17 protein-coding genes are annotated in these 21,044 nt (G+C 64.7%); 15 read left to right on the forward strand and 2 right to left on the reverse strand.

What is annotated here, in order from left to right; all coding sequences use genetic code 11:
• Positions 1–210: 210 nt before the first annotated feature.
• From recG to ACVOLI_RS06910, 4 genes are all read left to right on the forward strand, one after another.
• The gene (gene recG / locus ACVOLI_RS06895; RefSeq protein ID WP_481534067.1) at positions 211–2,340 is read left to right on the forward strand and encodes an ATP-dependent DNA helicase RecG; all 2,130 of its coding nucleotides are present in this window, start codon (positions 211–213) and stop codon (positions 2,338–2,340) included.
• A 65-nt stretch (positions 2,341–2,405) separates the two neighbouring features.
• Positions 2,406–3,344 carry a nucleoside hydrolase gene (locus tag ACVOLI_RS06900; RefSeq protein WP_481534068.1) on the forward strand — a complete coding sequence of 313 codons (939 nt, stop codon included), beginning with the start codon at positions 2,406–2,408 and terminating at the stop codon, positions 3,342–3,344.
• A 97-nt stretch (positions 3,345–3,441) separates the two neighbouring features.
• Positions 3,442–3,684: a type B 50S ribosomal protein L31 gene (locus ACVOLI_RS06905; RefSeq protein ID WP_054657059.1), complete on the forward strand. Its 243-nt coding sequence runs from the start codon at positions 3,442–3,444 to the stop codon at positions 3,682–3,684.
• Positions 3,685–3,962: 278 nt separating this feature from the next.
• Complete coding sequence (locus ACVOLI_RS06910; protein WP_282271232.1) at positions 3,963–5,237, forward strand: citrate synthase; 1,275 nt, start codon at positions 3,963–3,965, stop codon at positions 5,235–5,237.
• A 406-nt stretch (positions 5,238–5,643) separates the two neighbouring features.
• Here the strand turns inward: ACVOLI_RS06910 and ACVOLI_RS06915 are convergent, their stop codons facing one another.
• Complete coding sequence (locus ACVOLI_RS06915; RefSeq protein ID WP_481534069.1) at positions 5,644–6,273, reverse strand: hypothetical protein; 630 nt, start codon at positions 6,271–6,273, stop codon at positions 5,644–5,646.
• A 76-nt stretch (positions 6,274–6,349) separates the two neighbouring features.
• On the reverse strand, positions 6,350–8,788 hold the full coding sequence (locus ACVOLI_RS06920; RefSeq protein WP_481534070.1) for a penicillin-binding protein 1A: 2,439 nt from the start codon (positions 8,786–8,788) through the stop codon (positions 6,350–6,352).
• 214 nt (positions 8,789–9,002) lie between these two features.
• Here ACVOLI_RS06920 and ACVOLI_RS06925 point away from each other — a divergent pair, with 214 nt between their 5' ends.
• From ACVOLI_RS06925 to ACVOLI_RS06975, 11 genes are all read left to right on the forward strand, one after another.
• On the forward strand, positions 9,003–10,061 hold the full coding sequence (locus tag ACVOLI_RS06925) for a pilus assembly protein PilM (RefSeq protein ID WP_481534071.1): 1,059 nt from the start codon (positions 9,003–9,005) through the stop codon (positions 10,059–10,061).
• Positions 10,061–10,819, forward strand: coding sequence for a PilN domain-containing protein (locus ACVOLI_RS06930; protein ID WP_481534072.1), 759 nt, complete (start codon positions 10,061–10,063; stop codon positions 10,817–10,819). Before ACVOLI_RS06925 ends, ACVOLI_RS06930 begins: the two co-directional genes overlap by 1 nt.
• Positions 10,816–11,490 (forward strand): type IV pilus inner membrane component PilO, encoded by a 675-nt coding sequence (locus tag ACVOLI_RS06935; protein WP_481534073.1) that lies wholly within the window; start codon positions 10,816–10,818, stop codon positions 11,488–11,490. Before ACVOLI_RS06930 ends, ACVOLI_RS06935 begins: the two co-directional genes overlap by 4 nt.
• Before the next feature lie 2 nt (positions 11,491–11,492).
• Positions 11,493–12,023, forward strand: a complete 531-nt coding sequence (locus ACVOLI_RS06940) for a pilus assembly protein PilP (RefSeq protein WP_481534074.1) — start codon at positions 11,493–11,495, stop codon at positions 12,021–12,023.
• 19 nt (positions 12,024–12,042) lie between these two features.
• Complete coding sequence (locus ACVOLI_RS06945; protein WP_481534075.1) at positions 12,043–13,947, forward strand: type IV pilus secretin PilQ; 1,905 nt, start codon at positions 12,043–12,045, stop codon at positions 13,945–13,947.
• A gap of 101 nt (positions 13,948–14,048) precedes the next feature.
• A complete protein-coding gene (locus ACVOLI_RS06950; RefSeq protein ID WP_296250747.1) occupies positions 14,049–15,068 on the forward strand; it encodes an AAA family ATPase in 1,020 nt (339 codons plus the stop codon).
• Between the two features lie 67 nt (positions 15,069–15,135).
• A complete protein-coding gene (locus ACVOLI_RS06955; protein WP_481534076.1) occupies positions 15,136–16,068 on the forward strand; it encodes a DUF58 domain-containing protein in 933 nt (310 codons plus the stop codon).
• On the forward strand, positions 16,068–16,520 hold the full coding sequence (locus tag ACVOLI_RS06960; RefSeq protein WP_481534077.1) for a DUF4381 domain-containing protein: 453 nt from the start codon (positions 16,068–16,070) through the stop codon (positions 16,518–16,520). Before ACVOLI_RS06955 ends, ACVOLI_RS06960 begins: the two co-directional genes overlap by 1 nt.
• On the forward strand, positions 16,520–17,518 hold the full coding sequence (locus ACVOLI_RS06965; protein WP_481534078.1) for a vWA domain-containing protein: 999 nt from the start codon (positions 16,520–16,522) through the stop codon (positions 17,516–17,518). The genes ACVOLI_RS06960 and ACVOLI_RS06965 overlap by 1 nt, the downstream gene beginning before the upstream one ends.
• Positions 17,497–19,326, forward strand: coding sequence for a vWA domain-containing protein (locus tag ACVOLI_RS06970; RefSeq protein ID WP_481534097.1), 1,830 nt, complete (start codon positions 17,497–17,499; stop codon positions 19,324–19,326). The genes ACVOLI_RS06965 and ACVOLI_RS06970 overlap by 22 nt, the downstream gene beginning before the upstream one ends.
• Positions 19,323–21,002, forward strand: coding sequence for a BatD family protein (locus tag ACVOLI_RS06975; protein WP_481534079.1), 1,680 nt, complete (start codon positions 19,323–19,325; stop codon positions 21,000–21,002). The genes ACVOLI_RS06970 and ACVOLI_RS06975 overlap by 4 nt, the downstream gene beginning before the upstream one ends.
• Positions 21,003–21,044 lie beyond the last annotated feature (42 nt).

The following is a 21,044-nucleotide window of genomic DNA, read 5'->3' on the forward strand; positions in this document are numbered from 1 at the left end:
AGCGGGCGCGGCCGCCAGCGCTGCCCCCCCCCCCCCGGCGCGGCGGTGCCGGCGCGGGAACCCCCCCGCCCCACCGGGGCGCGCCACTACGCATTGCTTGAAGGCGCCAATCGACAACACCGCAGCAAATCATCACTTGGGGAGTAGGAAACCCCGGCGTCCAACCACGCCGGGGTTTCTGTTTGCAGCGCATGACGGCATCCTTATGCAATGTCTGCACGCCGTGACCTCGCCACCCTCGATCTTTCCACCGAACCACTGAGCCGCCTGGCCGGGGTTGGGCCACGGGTGGCAGCCAAGCTGGAAGCGCGCGGCCTGACCAGCTTGCAGGACCTGTGGCTGCACCTGCCGCTGCGCTACGAGGATCGCACCACGCTGCTGCCGATCCGCGCCTTGAAGGCCGGCATGGCCGCGCAGGTGGAGGGCAGGGTGGAGGCAGTTGAGCGAGGCTTCCGTTACCGGCCGGTGCTGCGGGTGGCGATCAGCGACGACTCCGGCGCCACCCTGGTGCTGCGTTTCTTCCACTTCCGTGCTGCGCAGGTATCGCAGTTCGCCGTCGGTCGCCGTCTGCGCGCCTATGGCACACCGCGCGCGGGTCAGAATGGGCTGGAGATCGTGCATCCCAGCTATCACGTGCTCGGTGACGGCGAAGACGCCGCGTTGGGCGCGGTGCTGGACCCGGTGTACCCGGCAGTGGAGGGCATCGGCCCGGCCAGCCTGCGCAAGTTGATTGGCCAGGCACTGGATCGTTTGCCCGATGCGGCCGCATTGGAACTGCTGCCGCCGGCCTTGCTCGCCGGCATGGGCCTGCCGTCGTTGCGCGAAGCCATGTTGACCATGCACCGGCCGCCGGCCGACGCCGATATCAGTGCCCTTGGAACGGGTACGCATCCGGCGCAGCGCCGCTTGGCGCTGGAGGAACTGCTGGCACACCACCTCAGCCTGCGCCGCCAGCGCATCGCCCTGCAGCAACATCGCGCGCCGTCGCTGCGTGGCCGCGACGGACTGGTCAAAGCCCTGCGCGACTCCTTGCCGTTCAAGCTGACCGGCGCGCAGCAGCGCGTATTCGACGAGATCCGCAAGGACCTGGCCCGCGCCCATCCAATGCTGCGGCTGGTGCAGGGCGACGTCGGCTCGGGCAAGACCGTGGTTGCTGCGTTGGCGGCGATGCTGGCGGTGGAGCGCGGCAAACAGGTGGCGCTGGCCGCGCCGACCGAACTGCTGGCCGAGCAGCACCTGAACAATCTGCGCAGCTGGCTGGAACCGCTGGATGTGCGCGTAGCCTGGCTGGCCGGCAAGGTCACCGGCAAGGCCCGCGCCAAGGTGCTGGAGGATGTTGCCAGCGGCCATGCACAAGTGGTGGTAGGCACCCATGCGCTGATGCAGGACAGCGTAGTGTTCAATGATCTGGCACTGGCCATCGTCGATGAGCAGCACCGCTTCGGCGTGCACCAGCGGCTTGCCCTGCGCGACAAGGGCGCAACGGCCGGTGTAGTGCCGCATCAGCTGGTGATGACCGCCACGCCGATCCCGCGCACCTTGGCGATGGCGGCGTATTCGGATCTGGATGTATCGGCCATCGACGAACTGCCGCCCGGTCGCACGCCGGTGCAGACCATCGCCATCAGCGCTGAGCGGCGTCCGGAACTGGTCGAGCGCATCCGCATCGCCTGCCAGCAGGGCCGGCAGGTGTATTGGGTCTGCACGCTGATCGAAGAGAGCGAGGAAGACGCCGGCCCCGGCAATGCACGCATGGATGCGCAGGCCGCGCAGACGACCTTCGAGACGCTGTCGGCGCAACTGCCCGAGTTGCGCATCGGTCTGGTCCACGGCCGCATGAAGGCGGCGGAGAAGCAGGCGGCGATGCGCGCCTTCAAGCAGGCCGAGACCGATTTGCTGGTCGCCACCACGGTGATTGAAGTCGGTGTCGATGTGCCCAACGCCTCGTTGATGATCATCGAGAACGCCGAACGCCTGGGCCTGGCCCAGCTGCACCAGCTGCGTGGCCGCGTCGGCCGTGGTGCAACCGCGTCCAGCTGCGTGCTGATGTACCAGGCGCCGCTGTCGGCGATGGCACGCGAGCGCCTGGAAACCATGCGGCTGACGTCCGACGGCTTCCTGATCGCCGAGAAGGACCTGGAACTGCGCGGTCCCGGCGAACTGCTGGGCACCCGCCAGACTGGTCTGGCCGCGTTCCGCGTGGCTGATCTGGCCCGTGATGCGGGCCTGTTGCCGACTGTGCACGATCTGGCCGAACGCCTGCTCAGCGATGCGCCGGAATTGGCTGATCGCATCGTCAACCGCTGGATTGGCGGGGCAGTGCGCTACGCATCGGCCTGATTGCGTGCTTCCACTGTCATGGAGGCCGTGACAGACTCCATGGCCAACCAGAAGTGAAGCAGAAGATGAGCAAGAAGATACCGTTGCTGATTGATACTGATCCGGGCGTGGACGATGCGCTGGCACTGCTGATGGCCTTTGCCGATGAGCGCCACGACGTGGTTGCGCTGACAGTGGCAGCGGGCAATGTCGGCCTCGAATACACCGTGCGCAACGCGCTGAAGCTGTGCGAAGTGGCTGGCCGTGAAGACGTTCCGGTGTTCGCGGGTACCCCCGATCCGCTGGTATATCCGGCCGAAGACGCCGCGCACGTGCATGGCCGCGACGGTTTTGGTGACGTCGATCTGCCGTTGGCTGCACGCAAGGTGGAAGCCGAACACGCAGCCTTGGCGATCCTGCGCCTTTCGCACCAATATGCAGGCGAATTGCTGCTGGTCGCACTGGGTCCGCTGACCAATATCGCGCTCGCGCTGAAGCTCGACCCAAGCTTGCCGCAGCGCGTGAAGCGCTTCGTGGTGATGGGCGGCGCGATCACCGGCCATGGCAACATCACCCCGGCCGCCGAGTTCAATATCGCCTTCGATCCGGAATCGGCGCATATCGTCTTCACCTCGTTCCCGTTCATCGAAGTCGCGGACTGGGAGGCCACCATCGCCCACGGCCTGCTGCACCGTGATGTCGAACAGTGGCTCGCTGCAGATACCGACAAGGCGCGTTTCTACGAACTGATCTCACGCCAGACCCGGCTGTGGTCGGAAGACAGCCGCGGTGAGCGCTGGTATGCCGCCGATGCGCTGGCGATGGCCTGGGCGCTGCAGCCGGAGGGCGGCAAGGTGGTTGAGCAACGGCCGCTGTCGATCGAACTGACCGGCACCCGTACCCGGGGTGCCACCATCGTCGACTGGAACCGCCAGACCGGTGTGGCGGACAATACGGCGCTGCTGATCGGCTACGACCAGGCCCGCTTCGAGGCCCAGGTGCGTGGGGCGCTGCTGGGCCAGTAATGGCCCCGGGGAATGGTTCAGTAAGCACGACTTGCCTGTTGCGGCAAGCCGTGCTTATAATGGCCGTCTTGACCACCAGCCCACACGGTGCGAGCCCATGAAGGCCGATATCCATCCTGATTACCACAACGTCGTTTTCCACGACGTGACCTCTGATTTCAAGTTCCTGACCCGTTCGACCATGTCCTCCAAGGAAACGGTCAAGTGGGAAGACGGCGAAGAGTATCCGCTCGTCAAGGTTGAAATTTCCTCGGCTTCGCACCCGTTCTACACGGGCAAGCACAAGGTTATCGATACCAGCGGCCGCATCGACAAGTTCCAGAAGCGCTACGCGCGCTAATCGAACTGTTGTTGCTGCACAGACAACGGCCGCGCCTTGCGCGGCCGTTGTTTTGTCTTGCGTGTCGTACGGCTGAACCCTTGCGGAATCGGGCGGTTGTGCCAGTGCGACGCTGTGTCGCGCGGAAACTCCGGCTATAAGACTTTTGTCTTCGCAAACTGCAAATGCTGCTGTGCGATAATCGTCGGAACCGCAGTGGAAAACTGCGGAATTCCTTCACGCGCCTGCCCGCACCCCTTTCGTCAGGACAGGCGCCTTCCACTTGAGGAGCGCACACTGTGTCCGATCTTGATCAGGTCACGCTCAACGCCGGCGACAAGTCGGTCGTTCTGCCTGTCGTCAAACCCGTCCTGGGCAATAACTGTGTCGATATCTCGAAGCTGACCAAGGAAACCGGTCTCTTCACCTACGACTCGGGCTACACCGCCACCGCCAGCTGCAAGTCGGCCATCACCTACATCGATGGCGACAATGGCGTGCTGTTGTACCGCGGCTATCCGATCGAGCAGCTGGCTGCCAAGTCCAGCTTCGTCGAAGTGGCTTACCTGCTGATCAATGGCGATCGTCCGAGCGCCGACCAGCTGAAGGCTTTCGAAGCCGAACTGACCGCTGAAGCCGGCGTTGATGAATCCATCAACACCTTGATCGGCAGCTTCGCCAAGGACGCACATCCGATGGCGATCCTGACTGCCTCGATCGCGCAGTTGTCGGCCAAGTACCACGCCTCGCTGGACCTGGAAGACGCCGAGCAGCGCCGCCAGGCAGCCGTGCGTCTGATCGCCAAGGTACCGACCCTGTCGGCGCTGATCTACCGCCATGGCGCTGGCCTGCCGGCCAACAAGCCGGACACCTCGCTGGACTACGTCAGCCGCTTCCTGAAGCAGACCTTCGAGTCGGCCGATGGCAAGTACGATCTGAACAAGGACGTGGTCAAGGCACTGGACCTGCTGTTCATCCTGCATGCCGACCACGAGCAGAACGCCTCGACCTCGACCGTGCGTCTGGTCGGCTCCACCGGTGCCAACCCGTATGCATCGGTCGCCGCTGGCGTCACCGCGCTGTGGGGCCCGGCACATGGCGGCGCCAACGAAGCCGTGTTGAAGATGCTGGAAGAGATCGGTTCGGCCGACAACGTCGAGTCTGCCGTGGTCAAGGCCAAGGACAAGACCTCGGGCTTCCGCCTGATGGGCTTCGGTCACCGCGTCTACAAGAACTTCGATCCGCGCGCCAAGGTCATCGGTGAGATGACCAAGCAGGTGCTGGGTCAGCTCGGCGTGCAGGATCCGCTGCTCGACGTTGCCGTCAAGCTGGAGCAGGCTGCGCTGCAGGACGAGTACTTCGTTGCCCGCAAGCTGTATCCGAACGTCGACTTCTACAGCGGCATCATCTACAAGGCGCTGAACATCCCGACCGAGATGTTCACGGTCATGTTCGCCCTGGGCCGTACCGCTGGCTGGGTGTCGCATTGGCTGGAGCAGCAGGTTGATCCGGAAATGAAGATCGGCCGTCCGCGCCAGGTCTACACCGGCCACGACGTGCGCGACTACAAGTAATGGCAACGGCGCAGCAATGCGCCGCTTCCATCACGACAAAAACCCCGCTCCGGCGGGGTTTTTGTTTGTGCGCCACTCCTGCAAAAACAGGGGTGTCCTGTAGTGGGGGGGGGGGGGGGGGGGCCATGGGGAGGGTGGGGGCGGGGGGGCTTCTTCGGCCTTCCGCCCATTGCCAGCGGCGCGGCTTACGCCGCTCCAACAAGCCCAGATGGACGCCCGGTCGTGCCGAGCCATGCTCGGCGCTACGCTCCCTCCCTTTGCCGCAGGCAAGGGGAGGGTTGGGGAGGGGTAGCTTCTTCGGCCTTTCGCGCATTGCCAGCGTCGCGGCTTGCGCCGCTCCCACAAGCGCGGATGGATGCTCGGCAGAGGCTTCGCCGGAAATGCCTCTGCCGAGCATGGCTCGGCACTACCTCTGCTCTTGTGCCAGCAGTTGCTTCAGCTGCGCCAACGTCGCGCGCGGCAGGGGCTTGCCATCGTCCGCCGAAACAGGCGGCTGCCGCAGTGCATCCTCGGGCAGCACGACCAGTTCGAAGGCGATGCCATCGGCGGCGAACTCGCAGCCTGGATAGTGCTGTTTGGACGAATGTCCCGCCAAACGCAGCGACCAGGTGCGCGCCTCGGCAGGAATGTGCTGTTCGTGAAGAAAGCGCTGCACGGCATCGGGATCATCGCAATGCAGGTGCAGGATGACCGGGCTGTCGCCGGCGGCCAGCCCGCTCAGCACCGCGCCGGTCAGGCGTGGCTGGAAGGCCTGCAGGAACTGCATGGCCTGCACTGCTGATTCGCGGCGCTCGTGCAGCGCGCCGGGTTGGCTGGCGGAGGCGAACAGCAACTGATGCTCGCGCAGCGCCTGCTCGATCTCGCCCAGGCGGGGCCACAAGGCTTCGCTGGCGACGCCGAGCTTTGCGGCGGCTTTGCGGCGGGCGTGTTCGATGTCATGGATGCCGCTTTCGGCGATCAAGCGGGCGGCCTCCTGCGCGATCAATTGCCGTTCGCGGGCATTGCGGGGGAGGGCGTGCGGTGGCGTTGACGGCATCGGGCTCTGACCTTGGGCTTGCTGGCCCGATTGTAGGCAGGCGACGGGGCTTGCGCCCCGCCGCCTGCTGGGTTGATCAGAAGATGTCGAACGCGGCGTCGTTGGTCGCGTGGTCCTGCTGTCCGAAGTCGAAGTCCTGCACGCGATCCAGGTCTTCGGTCTTGACCCATTCCGTGGCGCCGTTGATGGTCGCCTGCACCATGCCGGACGGTGGATCGTTCCTGGCGATGGGGGCGTCCTTCAGCGCAACGCGCATGTAGTCGATCCAGATCGGCAGGGCTGCCTTGCCGCCGTATTCGCGGTAGCCCAGCGAGCGGAAGTCGTCGCGGCCGACCCACACGGTGGTTGCCAGCGGGCCGCCGAAGCCGGAGAACCAGGCGTCGCGGTGGTCATTGGTGGAGCCGGTCTTGCCGCCCACGTCTTCGCGGCCCAGGACCTTGGCTGCGGTGCCGGTGCCGCGCTGGACCACGTCACGCATCATCGACACCAGCTGGTAGGCGGTGCGTTCGTCGATGGCGCGCGGCGCAGTGCGGGCGTCCGGGTTCACCGGCTTTGCCGGCTCGATGGCCTCAGGCTTGGCTTCTGCCGGCTTGGCGGCAACCGGAGCGGGTGCCACCTCGGCGCCGAAATTGAAGCCGTCCACCACCTGGCTCACCGGTGCGGCGCCTGCAGTCGAGGTGCCGCCGCAGCCGCGGCAGGCCATGGCCGGGTTTTCCTTGAAGATCACGTTGCCATCGCGGTCCTTGATCTCGTCCACGACCCAGGTGTCCACGCGTGAGCCGCCGTTGGCGAACACCGCGTAACCGCGGGCGACCGACAACGGGGTCAGCGAGGCGGTACCCAGCGACATCGACAGGTTCGGCGGCAGCTCGGCTTCCTGGAAGCCGAATTCGCTGATGTACTTGCGCGCATAGTCCACGCCCATGCTGTCGAGCAGGCGCACGGATACCAGGTTGCGTGATTGCACCAGTGCTTCGCGCAGACGCATCGGGCCGCGGAAGCCACCGCCATCGTTCTGCGGCTGCCAGGTCTTGCCGCGACGGTCGCGGAATACCACCGGTGCATCCAGCACGATCGAGGCCGGGTTGAAGCCCTTGTCGAAGGCGGCCGCATAGATGAACGGCTTGAAGCTGGAGCCGGGCTGGCGGCGTGCCTGGGTGGCGCGGTTGAACTTGTTGCCGGCAAAGCTGAAGCCGCCGACGAGGGCACGCAACGCGCCGCTTTCAGCGTCCACCGAGACCAGTGCGCTTTGACCGCGCGGGATCTGGTCGATCAGCCATTCGCCTTCCTTGCTGCCAGCGCGCACGCGGATCATGTCGCCGCGGGTGGCCAGCTTGGCGGGGCTGCGGTTGGTCCAGCGGCTGGACGCCACCGGCAGCACCAGTTCGCTGCGGTCGGCCAGCACCACGGTGATGCTGCCGTCGGCATGGGTGGCCGAAACCACGGCAGCCTGCAGGCCCGATTGGGTCGGGATGCCGGCGATGTGCCGGGCCAGCGCGGTGCTGTCGGCATCGGCAGCGACATCGAAGTGCTGTTCGACGCCGTGCCAGCCGTGGCGGTGGTCGTAGGTGTGCAGGCCATCGCGCACCGCCGTGTTGGCGGCGTCCTGCAGCTGGCCATTGATGGTGGTGGTGACGTGGTAGCCCTTGTTGAGCACGTCGCTGCCGTATTTGGCGATCATTTCCTGGCGCACCAGCTCGGCCACGTAGGGTGCATAGACCTGAACCGGCGGCTCGTGCGGGCTGGCATGCATGGCCACGGCCTTGGCGGCATCGGCCTCGGCCTGGCTGACGTAGCCCAGGTCGGCCATGCGCTGCAGCACATAGTTGTCACGGCGCTGGCGTGCGCGCTCGGGGTTGCTCAGCGGGTTGCCGCTGGAGGGGAACTTGGGGATGCCGGCCAGCGAGGCCATTTCGTCCAGGTCTAGGTCACCCAGCTTCTTGCCGTAGTAGTACTCGGCCGCGGCGCCGATGCCATAGGCGCGGTTACCGAAGAAGCTCTTGTTGAGGTACAGCTCGAAGATCTCGTCCTTGCTCAGTTCGCTCTCGATTTTGCGGGCGAGCAGGATTTCGGCGAACTTGCGGGTGTAGCTGACCTCGCTGCTGAGGAAGAATTGCCGCGCAACCTGCTGGGTGATGGTCGATCCACCGGGTACACCGTCCTTGGAACCGGTGCGCGCGATCAGCCAGACGGCGCGGGCAATGCCCTTGTAGTCGATGCCGTCGTGTTGGTAGAAACGGGCGTCCTCGGTGGCCAGGAAGGCCTGCTTCAGGCGCTCCGGGACGTCCTTCATCTGTACCGGGTAACGGCGGGTCTCGCCGAATACCGCCATCAATTTCCCTTCGTTATCATAGACATACATCGGCTCCTGCAGCTCGACATTGCGCAGCGCCTGCACGTCCGGGAGCTTGGACGAGACAACGTAATAGAGTGAACCGATGGCGATTGCGCCGACCAGGGAGAAGGCGACAAAGAGGGCCAGCAGCCAACGCAGCCAGCGACGAAAACGTGGCATCCAGAAGTCCCGATTGCGGTTTTTGTAGCCGCAGAGTATAGATTACGCAGGGGAGCGGCTGGGGCCGCATCCTGGGGAGAGCAAATGGGATACAGCTGGGCGACGTGATGCAGATCGCGTCTCGCATTCCGGATGGTTGCCATTTGCTGAAAAAACGTTATTAATGCGCCGACGCAAGACTTGCGTCCAAGTGCCCGTCGGCAGGGGAGAATCCGTGGGGCTTATCCCAAAGAGTCAGACGCCCATCATTGGCGTCGACATCAGTTCGACTGCGGTAAAGCTGCTTCAGCTTTCCCGCAGCGGTAACCGTTTCCGCGTGGAACATTACGCTGTGGAACCTCTTCCGCCGAATGCGGTGGTGGAGAAAAACATTGTCGAAGTCGAAGCAGTCGGCGAAGCAATTCGGCGGGCTGTTGCGCGTTCGGGAAGCAAGGCCAAAGGGGCGGCCGCTGCTGTTGCGGGCTCTGCGGTGATCACAAAGGTGATCCCGATGCCGGCGGACCTGGACGAAAGCGATCTGGAAGCACAGGTCGAGCTGGAGGCGGTGAACTACATCCCGTACCCCATCGACGAAGTGAACCTCGATTTCGAAGTGCTGGGTCCAGTGCCGAACAATCCAGAAATGGTGCAGGTACTGTTGGCCGCGTCGCGCTCGGAGAACGTGGAGCTGCGTCAGTCCGCGCTGGAGCTGGGCGGGCTGACCGCCAAGGTGATGGATGTGGAGGCGTTCGCGATCGAGAACGCGTTCGCATTGGTCGCCAGCGAGCTGGCTGTACCCAGTGATGGCGTGGTGGCACTGGTCGATATCGGTGCAACCATGACCACGCTCAACGTATTGCGCGGTGGCCGCAGCCTGTACAGCCGCGAACAGGTGTTCGGTGGCAAGCAGCTCACCGACGAGGTGATGCGCCGCTACGGCCTGAGCTACGAGGAAGCAGGCCTGGCCAAGCGCCAGGGCGGCTTGCCGGAGAGCTACGAGGTTGAAGTGCTGGAGCCGTTCAAGGAGGCGACGGTGCAGCAGATCAGCCGCCTGTTGCAGTTCTTCTATGCGGGCAGCGAGTTCAACCGCGTTGACCACATCGTGCTGGCCGGCGGCTGTGCGGCCTTGATCGGCTTGCCGACCATGGTCGAAGAACAGCTTGGCGTGGCGACCTCGGTCGCCAACCCCCTGGCGCAGATGACGCTGGGGCCGAAGGTCCAGGCGCATGCACTGAACCAGGATGCGCCGGCACTGATGATCGCGACGGGTCTGGCCATGAGGGGGTTCGACTGATGGCACGGATCAACCTATTGCCATGGCGCGAGGAGCGCCGCAAACAGCGTCAACGTGAGTTCTACGGGATGCTGGGCTTTGCCGCGCTCAGTGGCGTTGTGCTGTCAGGCTTGCTGTGGTTTTACTTCAGCCAGCAGATCAGCGGGCAGAACGAGCGCAATGCCTACCTTGAGACCGAGATCGCCAAGGTCAAGGAACAGAACAAGGAAATCGATCGCCTGGACGAGCAGAAGAAACGTCTGCTGGACCGCAAGGCGGTGATCGAGGAGCTGCAGGGCAAGCGGTCGCAGATGGTGCACCTGTTTGATTCGTTGGTGCGCACCATTCCCGATGGCGTGGTACTGACCGCGCTGAAGCAGGAAGGTGAGACCCTGACGCTGGAAGGCCGTACGCAGTCCAACGCCCGTGTCAGTGCCTATATGCGCAATCTCGAGACCTCGGGCTGGATGAGAAACCCGGAGCTGACCATCATTGAGGCGCGTGCGCAGGATCCGCAGCAGAAGGGTGGTGCGGTTGTCGACATCAAGTCCCTGCCGTACGTGTTCACGCTGAAAGTGCAGCTGCCTGCACCCAGCGATGGTCAGGCCGAAGCTGATGCCGCGCTGACCGCAGCTGATGCCGCGGCGGTTGCACCGGCTACTGGTGCTGCGCCTGGAGCTCCCGCTGCTGCAGCGCCGGCTGCACCGGCAAGCGGGGCGGAGAAGCCAAAGGGCGAGACAGCGCCAGCAGCGCCGGCGCAGAAGGAGGCCCGTTCGTGAGCAAGAAATTCAACGCCAAAGAGCTGGATTTCAACAATATCGGCGCCTGGCCGCGCAACGCGAAAGTCGTGTTCTGCGTGTTGCTGTCCTTGCTGATCCTCGGCCTGTCTTACCTGCTGATCATCAGTGGGCAGAGAGGGGAGCTGGAAAACCTGGTGAACAAGGAAGCGACCTTGCGCCAGAGTTTCGAGACCGAGCAGAAACGTGCGGTCAACCTGGAGCCTTTGAAGCAGCAGCTGGCTCAGATGGAGCAGGTGTTGCAGCAGATGCTGCGCCAGTTGCCCAGCAAGACCGAGATGCCGGATCTGATCATCGACGTTTCGCAGACCGCGTTGTCCAGCGGCTTGAACAACGAGTTGTTCAAGCCCGGTGACGAGACCTTGAAAGAGTTCTATGCCGAAAAGCCGATCGCGCTGCGCCTTGTTGGCAGCTATCACCAGTTTGGTGCGTTCGTCAGCGGCGTGGCCTCATTGCCGCGCGTCGTCATCCTGACCATGCATGACATCAATCTGCAGCCCAAGGGCGGACAGGGCGTGATCACGCCCGGTGGCGCGCTGGAGCTGTCCGGTACGGTCAAGACCTATCGGTACCTGGATGACACCGAGTTGGCTGACCAGCAAAAGGCGGCCGCCGACGCGGCTGCCGAAGCCAAGAAAAAGGGAGGGAAGTGATCATGCGTGGTATTTCCTCCCTGGCGTTGGGTATGGCTTGCGTGGTGCTGCTGGGCGGTTGCGCCCGCGGCATCACCAGCACGCCTGGCGAAGCGCCCAATCTTGAAAAGTGGATGGCCGACGTGCGTGCACGTCCGGCCGAGCCCTTGCAGCCTCTGCCGGTGATGCAGCAGTTCGAAACCTTTGAATATTCGGCGCAAGGCCTGCGCGATCCGTTCAGTGATGCCTGGGTATCCGATGACGGCAACAGCCAGTTGCGGCCAGATCCGAACCGCCGCAAGGAACCGCTCGAAGGGTTCCCGCTGGACAGCCTGGACATGGTTGGCACGATCGGTAGCGGCGCGGGTGCCGTGGCACTGGTGATGGGGCCGGACAAGGTCACCTACCGTGTACGTCCTGGGGTGTACATGGGTCAGAGCGATGGCCGTGTGACTGGCGTACGCGAAGACGGGATCGAGTTGATTGAACTAGTGCCGGACGGTGCAGGTGGCTGGCTGGAACGCCCAGCTTCGCTTGCACTGGACGATCGTTGATTGATTAGGGGATAGCACGATGACTTTTACCAAAGCCCTGAGCCTGCGTCCCATCCGGCGCCATGCACTGGTCCGCGTCTGCGCCCTGGGAGTGGCGCTGGCAGCGGTGTGCGGCTCTTCCTACGCAGCACAGCCTGTTGCGGGTGTAGGCGGCGCAGCCGCAGCCACCCAGCAGGCGGTGAAGGCGGTTTCCGTAACCAAGATCGACTTCAAGCGCGGCGATGATGGTGCCGGGCGGTTGATCATGCAGTTCGACGGCCAGGGCGCAAGCCCGGACCTGCGCAACCAGGGCAACAACGTCGTGATCGACGTTGGCAACGCCGTGTTGCCGGCCGAGCTGCAACGCCCGCTCAATGTTGTTGATTTCGCCACGCCGGTGCAGCGTATCGATGCCAAGCCGTCCGGGCAGGGCTCGCAGCTGGTGCTCAGCACCAATGGCGCATTCGATTCGCTGGCCTATCAGTCCGGCAATGAGTACGTGGTCGAGATCACTCCGCGCCAGGCCGAGGTGGCTACCGGTGCGGTGACGTCCAGGACGGTTGCGCAAGCGGCCGCTACCGTCGCGGCACGTGGCTACAGTGGCCGTCCGGTGACCTTCAACTTCCAGGACGTGCCGGTGCGCACCGTGCTGCAGTTGATCGCCGAGGAGTCCAATCTCAACGTGGTCGCCTCCGACACGGTGCAGGGCAATGTGACCCTGCGCCTGGTCAACGTGCCGTGGGACCAGGCACTGGACATCGTGCTGCGCGCCAAGGGCCTGGACAAGCGTCGTGATGGTGGCGTGATCTGGGTTGCACCGCAGCCCGAGCTGGCGAAGTTCGAGCAGGACAAGGAAGACGCGCGTATCGCCATCGATAACCGCGTTGACCTGATCACCGACTACGTGCAGATCAACTACCACAGTGCCGAGGCGATCTTCAAAGCGCTGACCGAGGCCAAGGGGATCGGCAACAACAATAACAATGGCGGCGGCGGTGGTGGTAACGGTAACAGCACCGAGCAGGAGAACGGCTTCCTGTCGCCGCGTGGCCGTCTGGTTGCCGATGAACGCACCAATACGCTGATGATCAGTGACATCCCGAAGAAGGTCGCGCAGATGCGTGAGCTGATCGGGGTGATCGATCGACCCGTGGATCAGGTGCTGATCGAAGGCCGTATCGTGATCGCAACCGATACCTTCGCCCGTGACCTGGGTGCCAAGTTCGGCATCGGTGGCACCCGTAGTTACAACAATGGCAGCAACGTCGGCACGATCGGCAGCGGCACTAGTGGTACTGGCAACGCAAGCCGTGGGCTCAATGTCAGCTTGCCCGCCGGCACCTTCACCAGCGTCAAGGCGGGTGAGGCTCCGAGCATCGCCTATACGCTGCTGGGCGCGAATTTCAACCTGGACCTGGAGCTTTCCGCGTTGCAGGAAGAAGGCCGTGGTGAAGTCATATCCAATCCGCGTATCGTCACCGCCAACCAGCGCGAAGGCGTCATCAAGCAGGGTAAGGAAATCGGCTACGTCACTATTACCGGTGGTACCGGTGGTACTGCGGCAACGCCGAACGTCCAGTTCAAGGAAGTGCTGCTGGAGCTGAAGGTCACGCCGACCATCACCCAGGACAATCGTGTCTTTCTCAACATGAATGTGAAGAAGGACGAAATCGACTCCTACCTGGAAGTGGCGGATTTTGGTGTTGTCCCGATCATCAATCGTCGCGAAATCAACACCGCGGTGTTGGTGGATGACGGCCAGACCGTTGTGGTCGGCGGCGTGTATGAGTTCAATGACCGGACCAGCATCAGCAAGGTCCCGTTCCTGGGTGACATCCCGTTCCTTGGCAACCTGTTCAAGAAGCGCGGTCGCTCCAAGGACAAGGCTGAGCTGCTGGTGTTCGTGACCCCGAAGATCCTGCGTGTAGCCAAGGCTGCCAGGTAAGCGCTTGTTACGTCTAAGGAAAAGGGCCGCTATTGCGGCCCTTTCCCGTTTGCAGGACGGCGTTTGGAACCATTTCATCGCAGATCAGTCAAACTGCGCCTATGAACCTGCCTCCCGTGCTGCCCAATCAAGACGATGCGCCGGTCCGCGACAGCGGCCTGCATCAGGAATTCACCGCGCTGCGTGACGCGCTGGCCGGCGAGATCGTCGGCCAGTCGTTGTTGGTCGACCGGCTGCTGACCGCGCTGTTGGCGGACGGCCACCTGCTGGTGGAAGGGGCGCCTGGCCTGGCCAAGACCACCGCCATCCGTGCCTTGGCCTCGCGCATCGACGCCAGCTTCGCGCGTATCCAGTTCACCCCGGACCTGCTGCCTGCCGATCTCACCGGCACCGATATCTGGCGTTCGCAGGAAGGCCGCTTCGAGTTCCAGGCTGGGCCGATTTTTCACCCGATCCTGCTTGCCGACGAAATCAACCGTGCCCCGGCCAAGGTGCAGTCGGCGTTGCTTGAAGCGATGGGTGAGCGCCAGGTGACAGTCGGACGCAACACCTATCCGCTGCCAGAGGTGTTCCTGGTGATGGCCACGCAGAACCCGATCGAGCAGGAAGGGACCTTCCCACTGCCCGAGGCGCAGTTGGACCGCTTCCTGATGCATGTGCGCATCGGTTACCCAGATGCCAGCGCCGAGACCGAGATCCTGCGGCTGGCACGTGAGCGCGCCTTGCGCGCGATGCGGCCGCAGCAGGTGACCATCGAGAAGATCTCGCTGCAGAAAATCGAGCAGGCGCGCCGCGAAGTGCTGGAACTGCATATGGCACCGCAGCTGGAGCGCTATTTGATTGCGCTGGTGCTGGCCTCGCGTGATGCCAGCGCGTATGACGCACAGCTGGCCAAGCGCATTGCCTGGGGCGCAAGCCCACGCGGTTCGATTGCGCTGGAACGCTGCGCACGTGCGCGCGCCTGGTTGGCCGGTCGCGATTACGTCACTCCTGACGACATCCGGGCGGTGGCAGCCGATGTGCTGCGCCACCGCGTGCTGCCCAGCTACGAGGCGGCAGCCGAGGGCTGGGATGGCGAGCGCCTGGTGGCAGCGCTGCTTGACTGCGTGCCCCTGCCCTGAGGCTGGGTGTGATGACGGATGCCGATGATCGGATGATCACGAGGCCGCGTTTGCACGCGGGTCAGCGATGATTGCGCCCACAGCCAGGCAAGCGCAGACGAGTGCGGCCGCCGAAAGTGGCATACGTCCGCAGTTGGCCGAACTGATCGCGCTGCGCGGTGCCGCCACCGGCGGCCGCAAGGCTCGCCGCGGGCACTACGCGGTCAGCGGACGTGCCGCGTCGATGCTGCGTGGCCGTGGCATGGAATACGCCGAGTCGCGTGAGTACGCGCCCGGCGACGACGCGCGACATATTGATTGGAAACTGACCGCACGCACCGATGCCCCCCATACCAAGACGTTCCAGACCGAGCGCGAACGGGTCACCTTGTTGATTGCCGATACGGCTGCGCCGCTGTACTTCGGCACGCGCGTGCGTTTCAAGTCGGTGCAGGCTGCGCGGGCTGGTGCGGTGGCTGCGTGGTCGGCGTTACGCGATGGCGACAGGATCGCAGCGTTGCGGGGTTCCGCGCAGCAAGCGCTGGTGCCACCGGCAGGCGGAACGCGTGGTGTATTGCGAGCGCTGGATGCACTGGTGCGCTGGTACGGTGAACGGCCCGCTGATGATGGCGGATTGCAGTTGGCGCTGGAGCAGGCTGCGCGCGTATTGCACCCAGGCGCGCGCGCGGTGGTACTGGCTGATCCAGCCAGCGCGCAAGCCGTACCGGCCGTTACCTGGTCGGCGCTGTCTATGCATGTTGAAGTGGAGTTGGTGTTGTTGCTTGATCCCCTGGAAATTTCGCCGCCGCACTGCGTATTGCCGCTTGCAACACAGTCCGGTCGAATGCGGCTGGACCTGGCTTCAGCCGCCGTGCGCGACGCTTGGCACGATGCCCTGGTCGCCCCGGTCGAAGAGCTGTGCCGACAACTGCCGGGTCGCCGTATCCGCGTCAGTACCCTGGTGAGTGACGATGCCAGCGATGCCTGGCTGGGCGCGGCGCCAAACCGGAGCGTGGGCTGATGGCTGCGCAATTGCCGCTGCGTGATGTGCACTTGCCGACTGCGCCGGGTTGGTGGCCGTTGGCTCCTGGTTGGTGGCTGCTGATCGGTGCGGTGGTGCTGGTTGCCGTCGCAGTGCTTGCTGTTTATTTCATTCGTCGGCGCCGGTTGCGGCGCTGGATGGCCCTGTTTGACCGTCAGCTACAGGCGGCGCCGCAGGGGCCTGCCAAGCTTGCCGCGGCCTCGGAGTTGCTGCGTCGCGCAGCGCGGCGGCTCGATTCGCAGGCGGTGCAGTTGCAAGGCGATGCATGGCTGCGTTTCCTTGATGGAGCCAAGGGCAATGACTTCAGCGGCGGCGGCGGACGTCTGCTGCTGGACGGGGGCTTTCGTCCACAGCTTGAGGCTGCGGAGGTTGAACGTGCCTGCCAGTTGGCTCGGAGCCGCTTCCTGCAGTTGATGGCCGGGCGGCGCTGATGCAGGACATGATCTCCCAATGGACGGGCCTGTTGCCGGATTTTGCGTGGCCGTGGGCATGGCTCGCGCTGCCATTGCCGCTGTTGATGCGGCTTTGGCCGCTGCGTGAACAACGTGGTGCTGCCTTGCGCGTGCCCTACGAACCATCGCGGTTGCAGGGCCAGTCGTCCTCGCGTGGCGGTGCAGTACTGCAGACGTTGCTGCTGTGGCTGGCCTGGTTGTGCCTGTGTGCTGCAGTGGCGCGCCCGCAGCAGCTGGGTGAGCCGATTGAGCCGCCGCGGCAGGGGCGGCAGATGATGCTGGCGGTGGACTTGTCCGGCAGCATGAGCGAGCCGGACATGCAGCTTGGCGGCCAGGTGGTGGACCGCCTGACGGCTGCCAAGGCCGTGCTGGCGGATTTTCTCGACCGCCGTGAAGGCGATCGCATCGGCCTGCTGGTGTTCGGCCAGCGTGCCTACGCATTGACACCGTTGACCACCGACCGCGCCACCGTGCGTGATCAACTTCGCGACAGCGTGGTTGGCCTGGCTGGGCGAGAGACCGCATTGGGCGATGCGATCGCGCTGTCGGTCAAGCGCCTGCGCGAGCAGCCGCAGGGGCAGCGCGTGCTGATCGTGTTGACCGACGGCGTCAATACCGCCGGCGTGCTGGAGCCGCTGAAGGCGGCCGAGCTGGCCAAGGCCGAAGGCGTGCGCGTCTACACCATCGCCTTTGGCGGGACCGGCGGCATGTCGTTGTTCGGCGTGCAGTTGCCCGGTGCCGATGACCAGGTGGACGAAGCCACCTTGACCAAGGTGGCTGATGAAACCGGCGGTCGCTTCTTCCGCGCCCGCGACACCGATGAACTGGTCAACATCTATGCCGAACTGGACCGACTGGAGCCGGTGAAGGATGCCGGACCTGCAGTGCGACCACGCATCGAACGCTATCCCTGGCCGTTGGGGTTTTCCTTGTTGCTGGGGGTGGTGGCATTTGCCTGGCGGGGGCTGTGGTCATGATCAATTGGCAGGATCTGCACTTTCTGCGCCCGGAGTGGCTGTGGGCTTTGTTGCTGGTGCCGGCAGCCTTGCTGGGCAGCTGGTGGCGGCGTCAGCGCAGTGCGCGTTGGCACGAGGCGGTGGACCCGCACCTGCTGGCCCACCTGCTGGCTGATGGCGGCAAGCGCGGATGGTGGGGTAGCGCGGCGTTGGCACTTGGCTTGACGTTGGCGGTGCTCGCGCTTGCCGGCCCGAGTTGGCGCCAGCTGGAGCAACCACTCTGGGAATCGAAGACGCCGCTGGTGATCGTGCTTGACCTGTCCAGCAGCATCCGCGCCACCGACCTGCCGCCGTCGCGCTTGCTGCAGGCGCGGGCGAAGCTGGCCAGTCTGCTGCGTGAGCGCAAGGGCGGCGAAGTGGCCTTGGTCGCTTTCGCCTATGAGCCATTCACCGTGGCACCGCTGACCGATGACGCGGCCAATGTCGCCCTGTTCCTGGACGCCTTGGCGCCGGAAGTGATGCCGGCCGATGGCCAGCGTCCGGACAAGGCATTGCGCTGGGCTGGCGATCTGTTGAAGCGGTCCGGCGCGCGCAACGGCGAGATCCTGCTGCTGAGCGATCACGCTGATGCAGCGGCGGTGGCGGAGGCCGGCAAACTGCGCGTCGCCGGTTACCGGGTCTCGGCGATCGGTCTTGGCAGCCTGCAGGGCGCGTCTTATCGGGATCCGCGTGGGGCGATAGAACAGGCGCATCTGGATGAAGCGTCATTGCGCGCGTTGACGGCAGCTGGCGGTGGCGGCTACCAGCGCATTGCAAGCACCTCGGCGGACCTGCAGGCCTTGGGCGTGCTGGAGCCAACGGACGGTGCGCAGGATCGTGAGCAGCTGGCCAGTGCTGGCAAGCAGTGGCAGGACGAGGGCTATTGGTTGTTGCCGCCGCTGCTGTTGCTGGCGGTGTTCGCGTTCCGTCGTCCACGCCGGGTGCTGCCGGTACTTGCGCTATGCCTGATGCTGCCGGTGCTGCAGCCTGCACATGCGGCCGAGCAGGGCGGCTGGTGGCAGCGCGCCGACCAGCGCCAGCACCAGCGTCTGGGTGAAGGTGTGGAAGCGTACCGGCTTGGTGATTTCGCCACCGCACAGAAAAAATTCGAAGGTATCGACAACGAGCAGGGCTGGTACAACCTTGGCAACGCGCTTGCCCGCCAAGGCAAGTACGACGAAGCCATCGCTGCTTATGATCGCGCACTGAAGGCGGATCCCGGGATGCAGGACGCGGTGGCCAACCGTGCCGCGGTGGATGCCGCGCGCAAGCGCAAATCGCAGCAGGGCCAGCAAGGCAATCAGCAGAATCCGTCCAAGCCGCAGCAGGGCAAGGACCAGCCCGGGCAGCAGAGTCCGCCACAGAACGGGCAGCAGGATCCTTCGCAGCAGAATCAACAAGGCCAACAGCAAGGGCAGCAGGGTCAGCCGCAGCAGGGTCAGCAATCGAACCCGCCGCAACAGGGCCAGCAGTCCCCTGAGCGCAATCCGCAGGCGGATGGCAAATCGTCATCCGGCAAGGATCAGTCGCCGCCACAGGGCGAAGATGCAGGCAGGCAGGAGCAGGCCGATCAAGCGCAGAGTCAGCGCATGGCCGAGGCCATGCGTCAACAACAGGCGCGCGAAGGTGAGCAGCAGAACGCGGCCGCACTGGCGGCAATGACACCTGCGCAGCGTGAGCAGCAACAGGCCGTGGAGGCGTGGATGCAGCGCGTGCCGGATGAGCCGGGCGATTTGTTGAAAGCGAAATTCCAGCTCGAATACGAGCGGCGGATGCGGGAAAAGCGATGAGAAAGAATCACACCGGCAGTGGCATGCAGCTGTGGCTGTTGCTCGGCCTGCTGGCTGTCACCGGACTGTTGCAGGCGCAGACACGTGCCTGGTTGGACCGCGACAGCATCAAGCAGAATGAGTCGGTCACGCTGACCATCGAAACCGACCAGTCCGGCAGCCCGGACTATGCGCCACTGGAAGCCGACTTCGTGCTGGGTGCACAGAACAGCAGCCGCCAGCTGCAGATGGGCGGTGGCGCTTCGCGCAACTACGCCCAGTACGCGGTGGCGCTGACACCGCGCCGCACCGGCATGCTCGACATCCCGGCGCTGCGCGTGGGGGGCGGCAGCACCACGCCCTTGCTGGTGAAGGTTGAGGAGGCGCCGGTCGCCAGCCGTGACGGCAATGCCCTGGCTTTCATCGAGACTGAGGTCGATGACAAGCAGCCCTACGTGCAGCAGAGCGTGGGTGTGGTGGTGCGGCTGTACTTCGCCACCCAGCTGGCGTCTGGTGAACTGGTACTGGATACCCCGGCTGCGGCGTCGTTGCAGCGCGTTGGCGATGACCGCACTTCCGTGCGCGAAGTCGGCGGACGCCGTTACAACGTGGTCGAGCGCCGTTTCCTGTTGATTCCCGAACGCAGCGGCCCCTTGCAGGTGGCCGGCGCCCGTTTCAGCGGGCAGGGCGCAGGTGGCTTCTTTGACGATTTCTTCGGCCGCGACAATGGCCAGCTCAGCGCCCGTGGTCCCGACCAGACCTTGCAGGTGCGCGCGACGCCCGCCGGTGCACCGCAACCGTGGCTGCCGCTGAAGAACCTGCAACTGCGCTATACCGCCGCGCCCAACAGCGGGCGTACCGGTGAGGCGATTGCGATCGAAGTGGAGGCAATCGCCAGCGGTGCCACCAAGGCACAGTTCCCGGAGTTGCCGGTGCCGTCGCTGGGCGACAACGCGCAGGTGTTCGCCGAGCCACCGCAGTTCGATGAAACCTTCGAGGGTTCCAGCCCACAGCTGAAGTTGACCCGGCGCTATTCGATCGTGCCGCAGCAGAGCGGCGCGCTGACCGTGCCCGGTATCCAGATGCAATGGTGGGACGTTGCGGCAGGGCAGGCACGCACTACCTCGTTGCCGGCGTTGTCGTTGCAGGTTGCGCAAGGGAGCAACAGCGGCATGGTCGCGCCGCCACTGATGCAGCCGGCAACGGTCGGGTCTGCCGCGGTGACTGCAGGCAACGCGCTGGAGGCGTCGCCGGACGGCGGGAGCACGTGGCTGTGGCCCGCGCTGGCGGCTGGTTTCGCCTTGTTGTGGCTGGCCACGCTGATCTGGGGGCTGTCGCGCCGGCATGCTCCAGCGGTGGGCCGCGGCGGGCCTGCTGCGCAAACTGCCAGCGCTGGTCCGCGCTACAGCACGGCAGACCTGCGCCGCGCCCTGGATGCGGGCAGCCTGGACGAGGTGGCACACATACTTGCCGCGATGGGCGGAGTGGATGGTCTCGACGCGGTGCTGCAGAAACTGGATGACCCGGCACAACGCGATGCGCTGCAACGCATGCAGCGCGCCCGCTGGGGCGGCGAGGGCGACGTGAGCGCCGCGCGAGCGCAGTTGCGCGAGGTATTCAAGGCCGGGCCGCGCTGGCGGCAAACCACAGTGGTGGAAAAACCGTTGTTGGACCCTCTCTATCCAGGACAAAGCTGAAAAGGGCGGTTGTACATCGTCTGTTAAGCTGAACAATTCTCT

Source organism: Stenotrophomonas sp. STEN029, assembly GCF_056760015.1.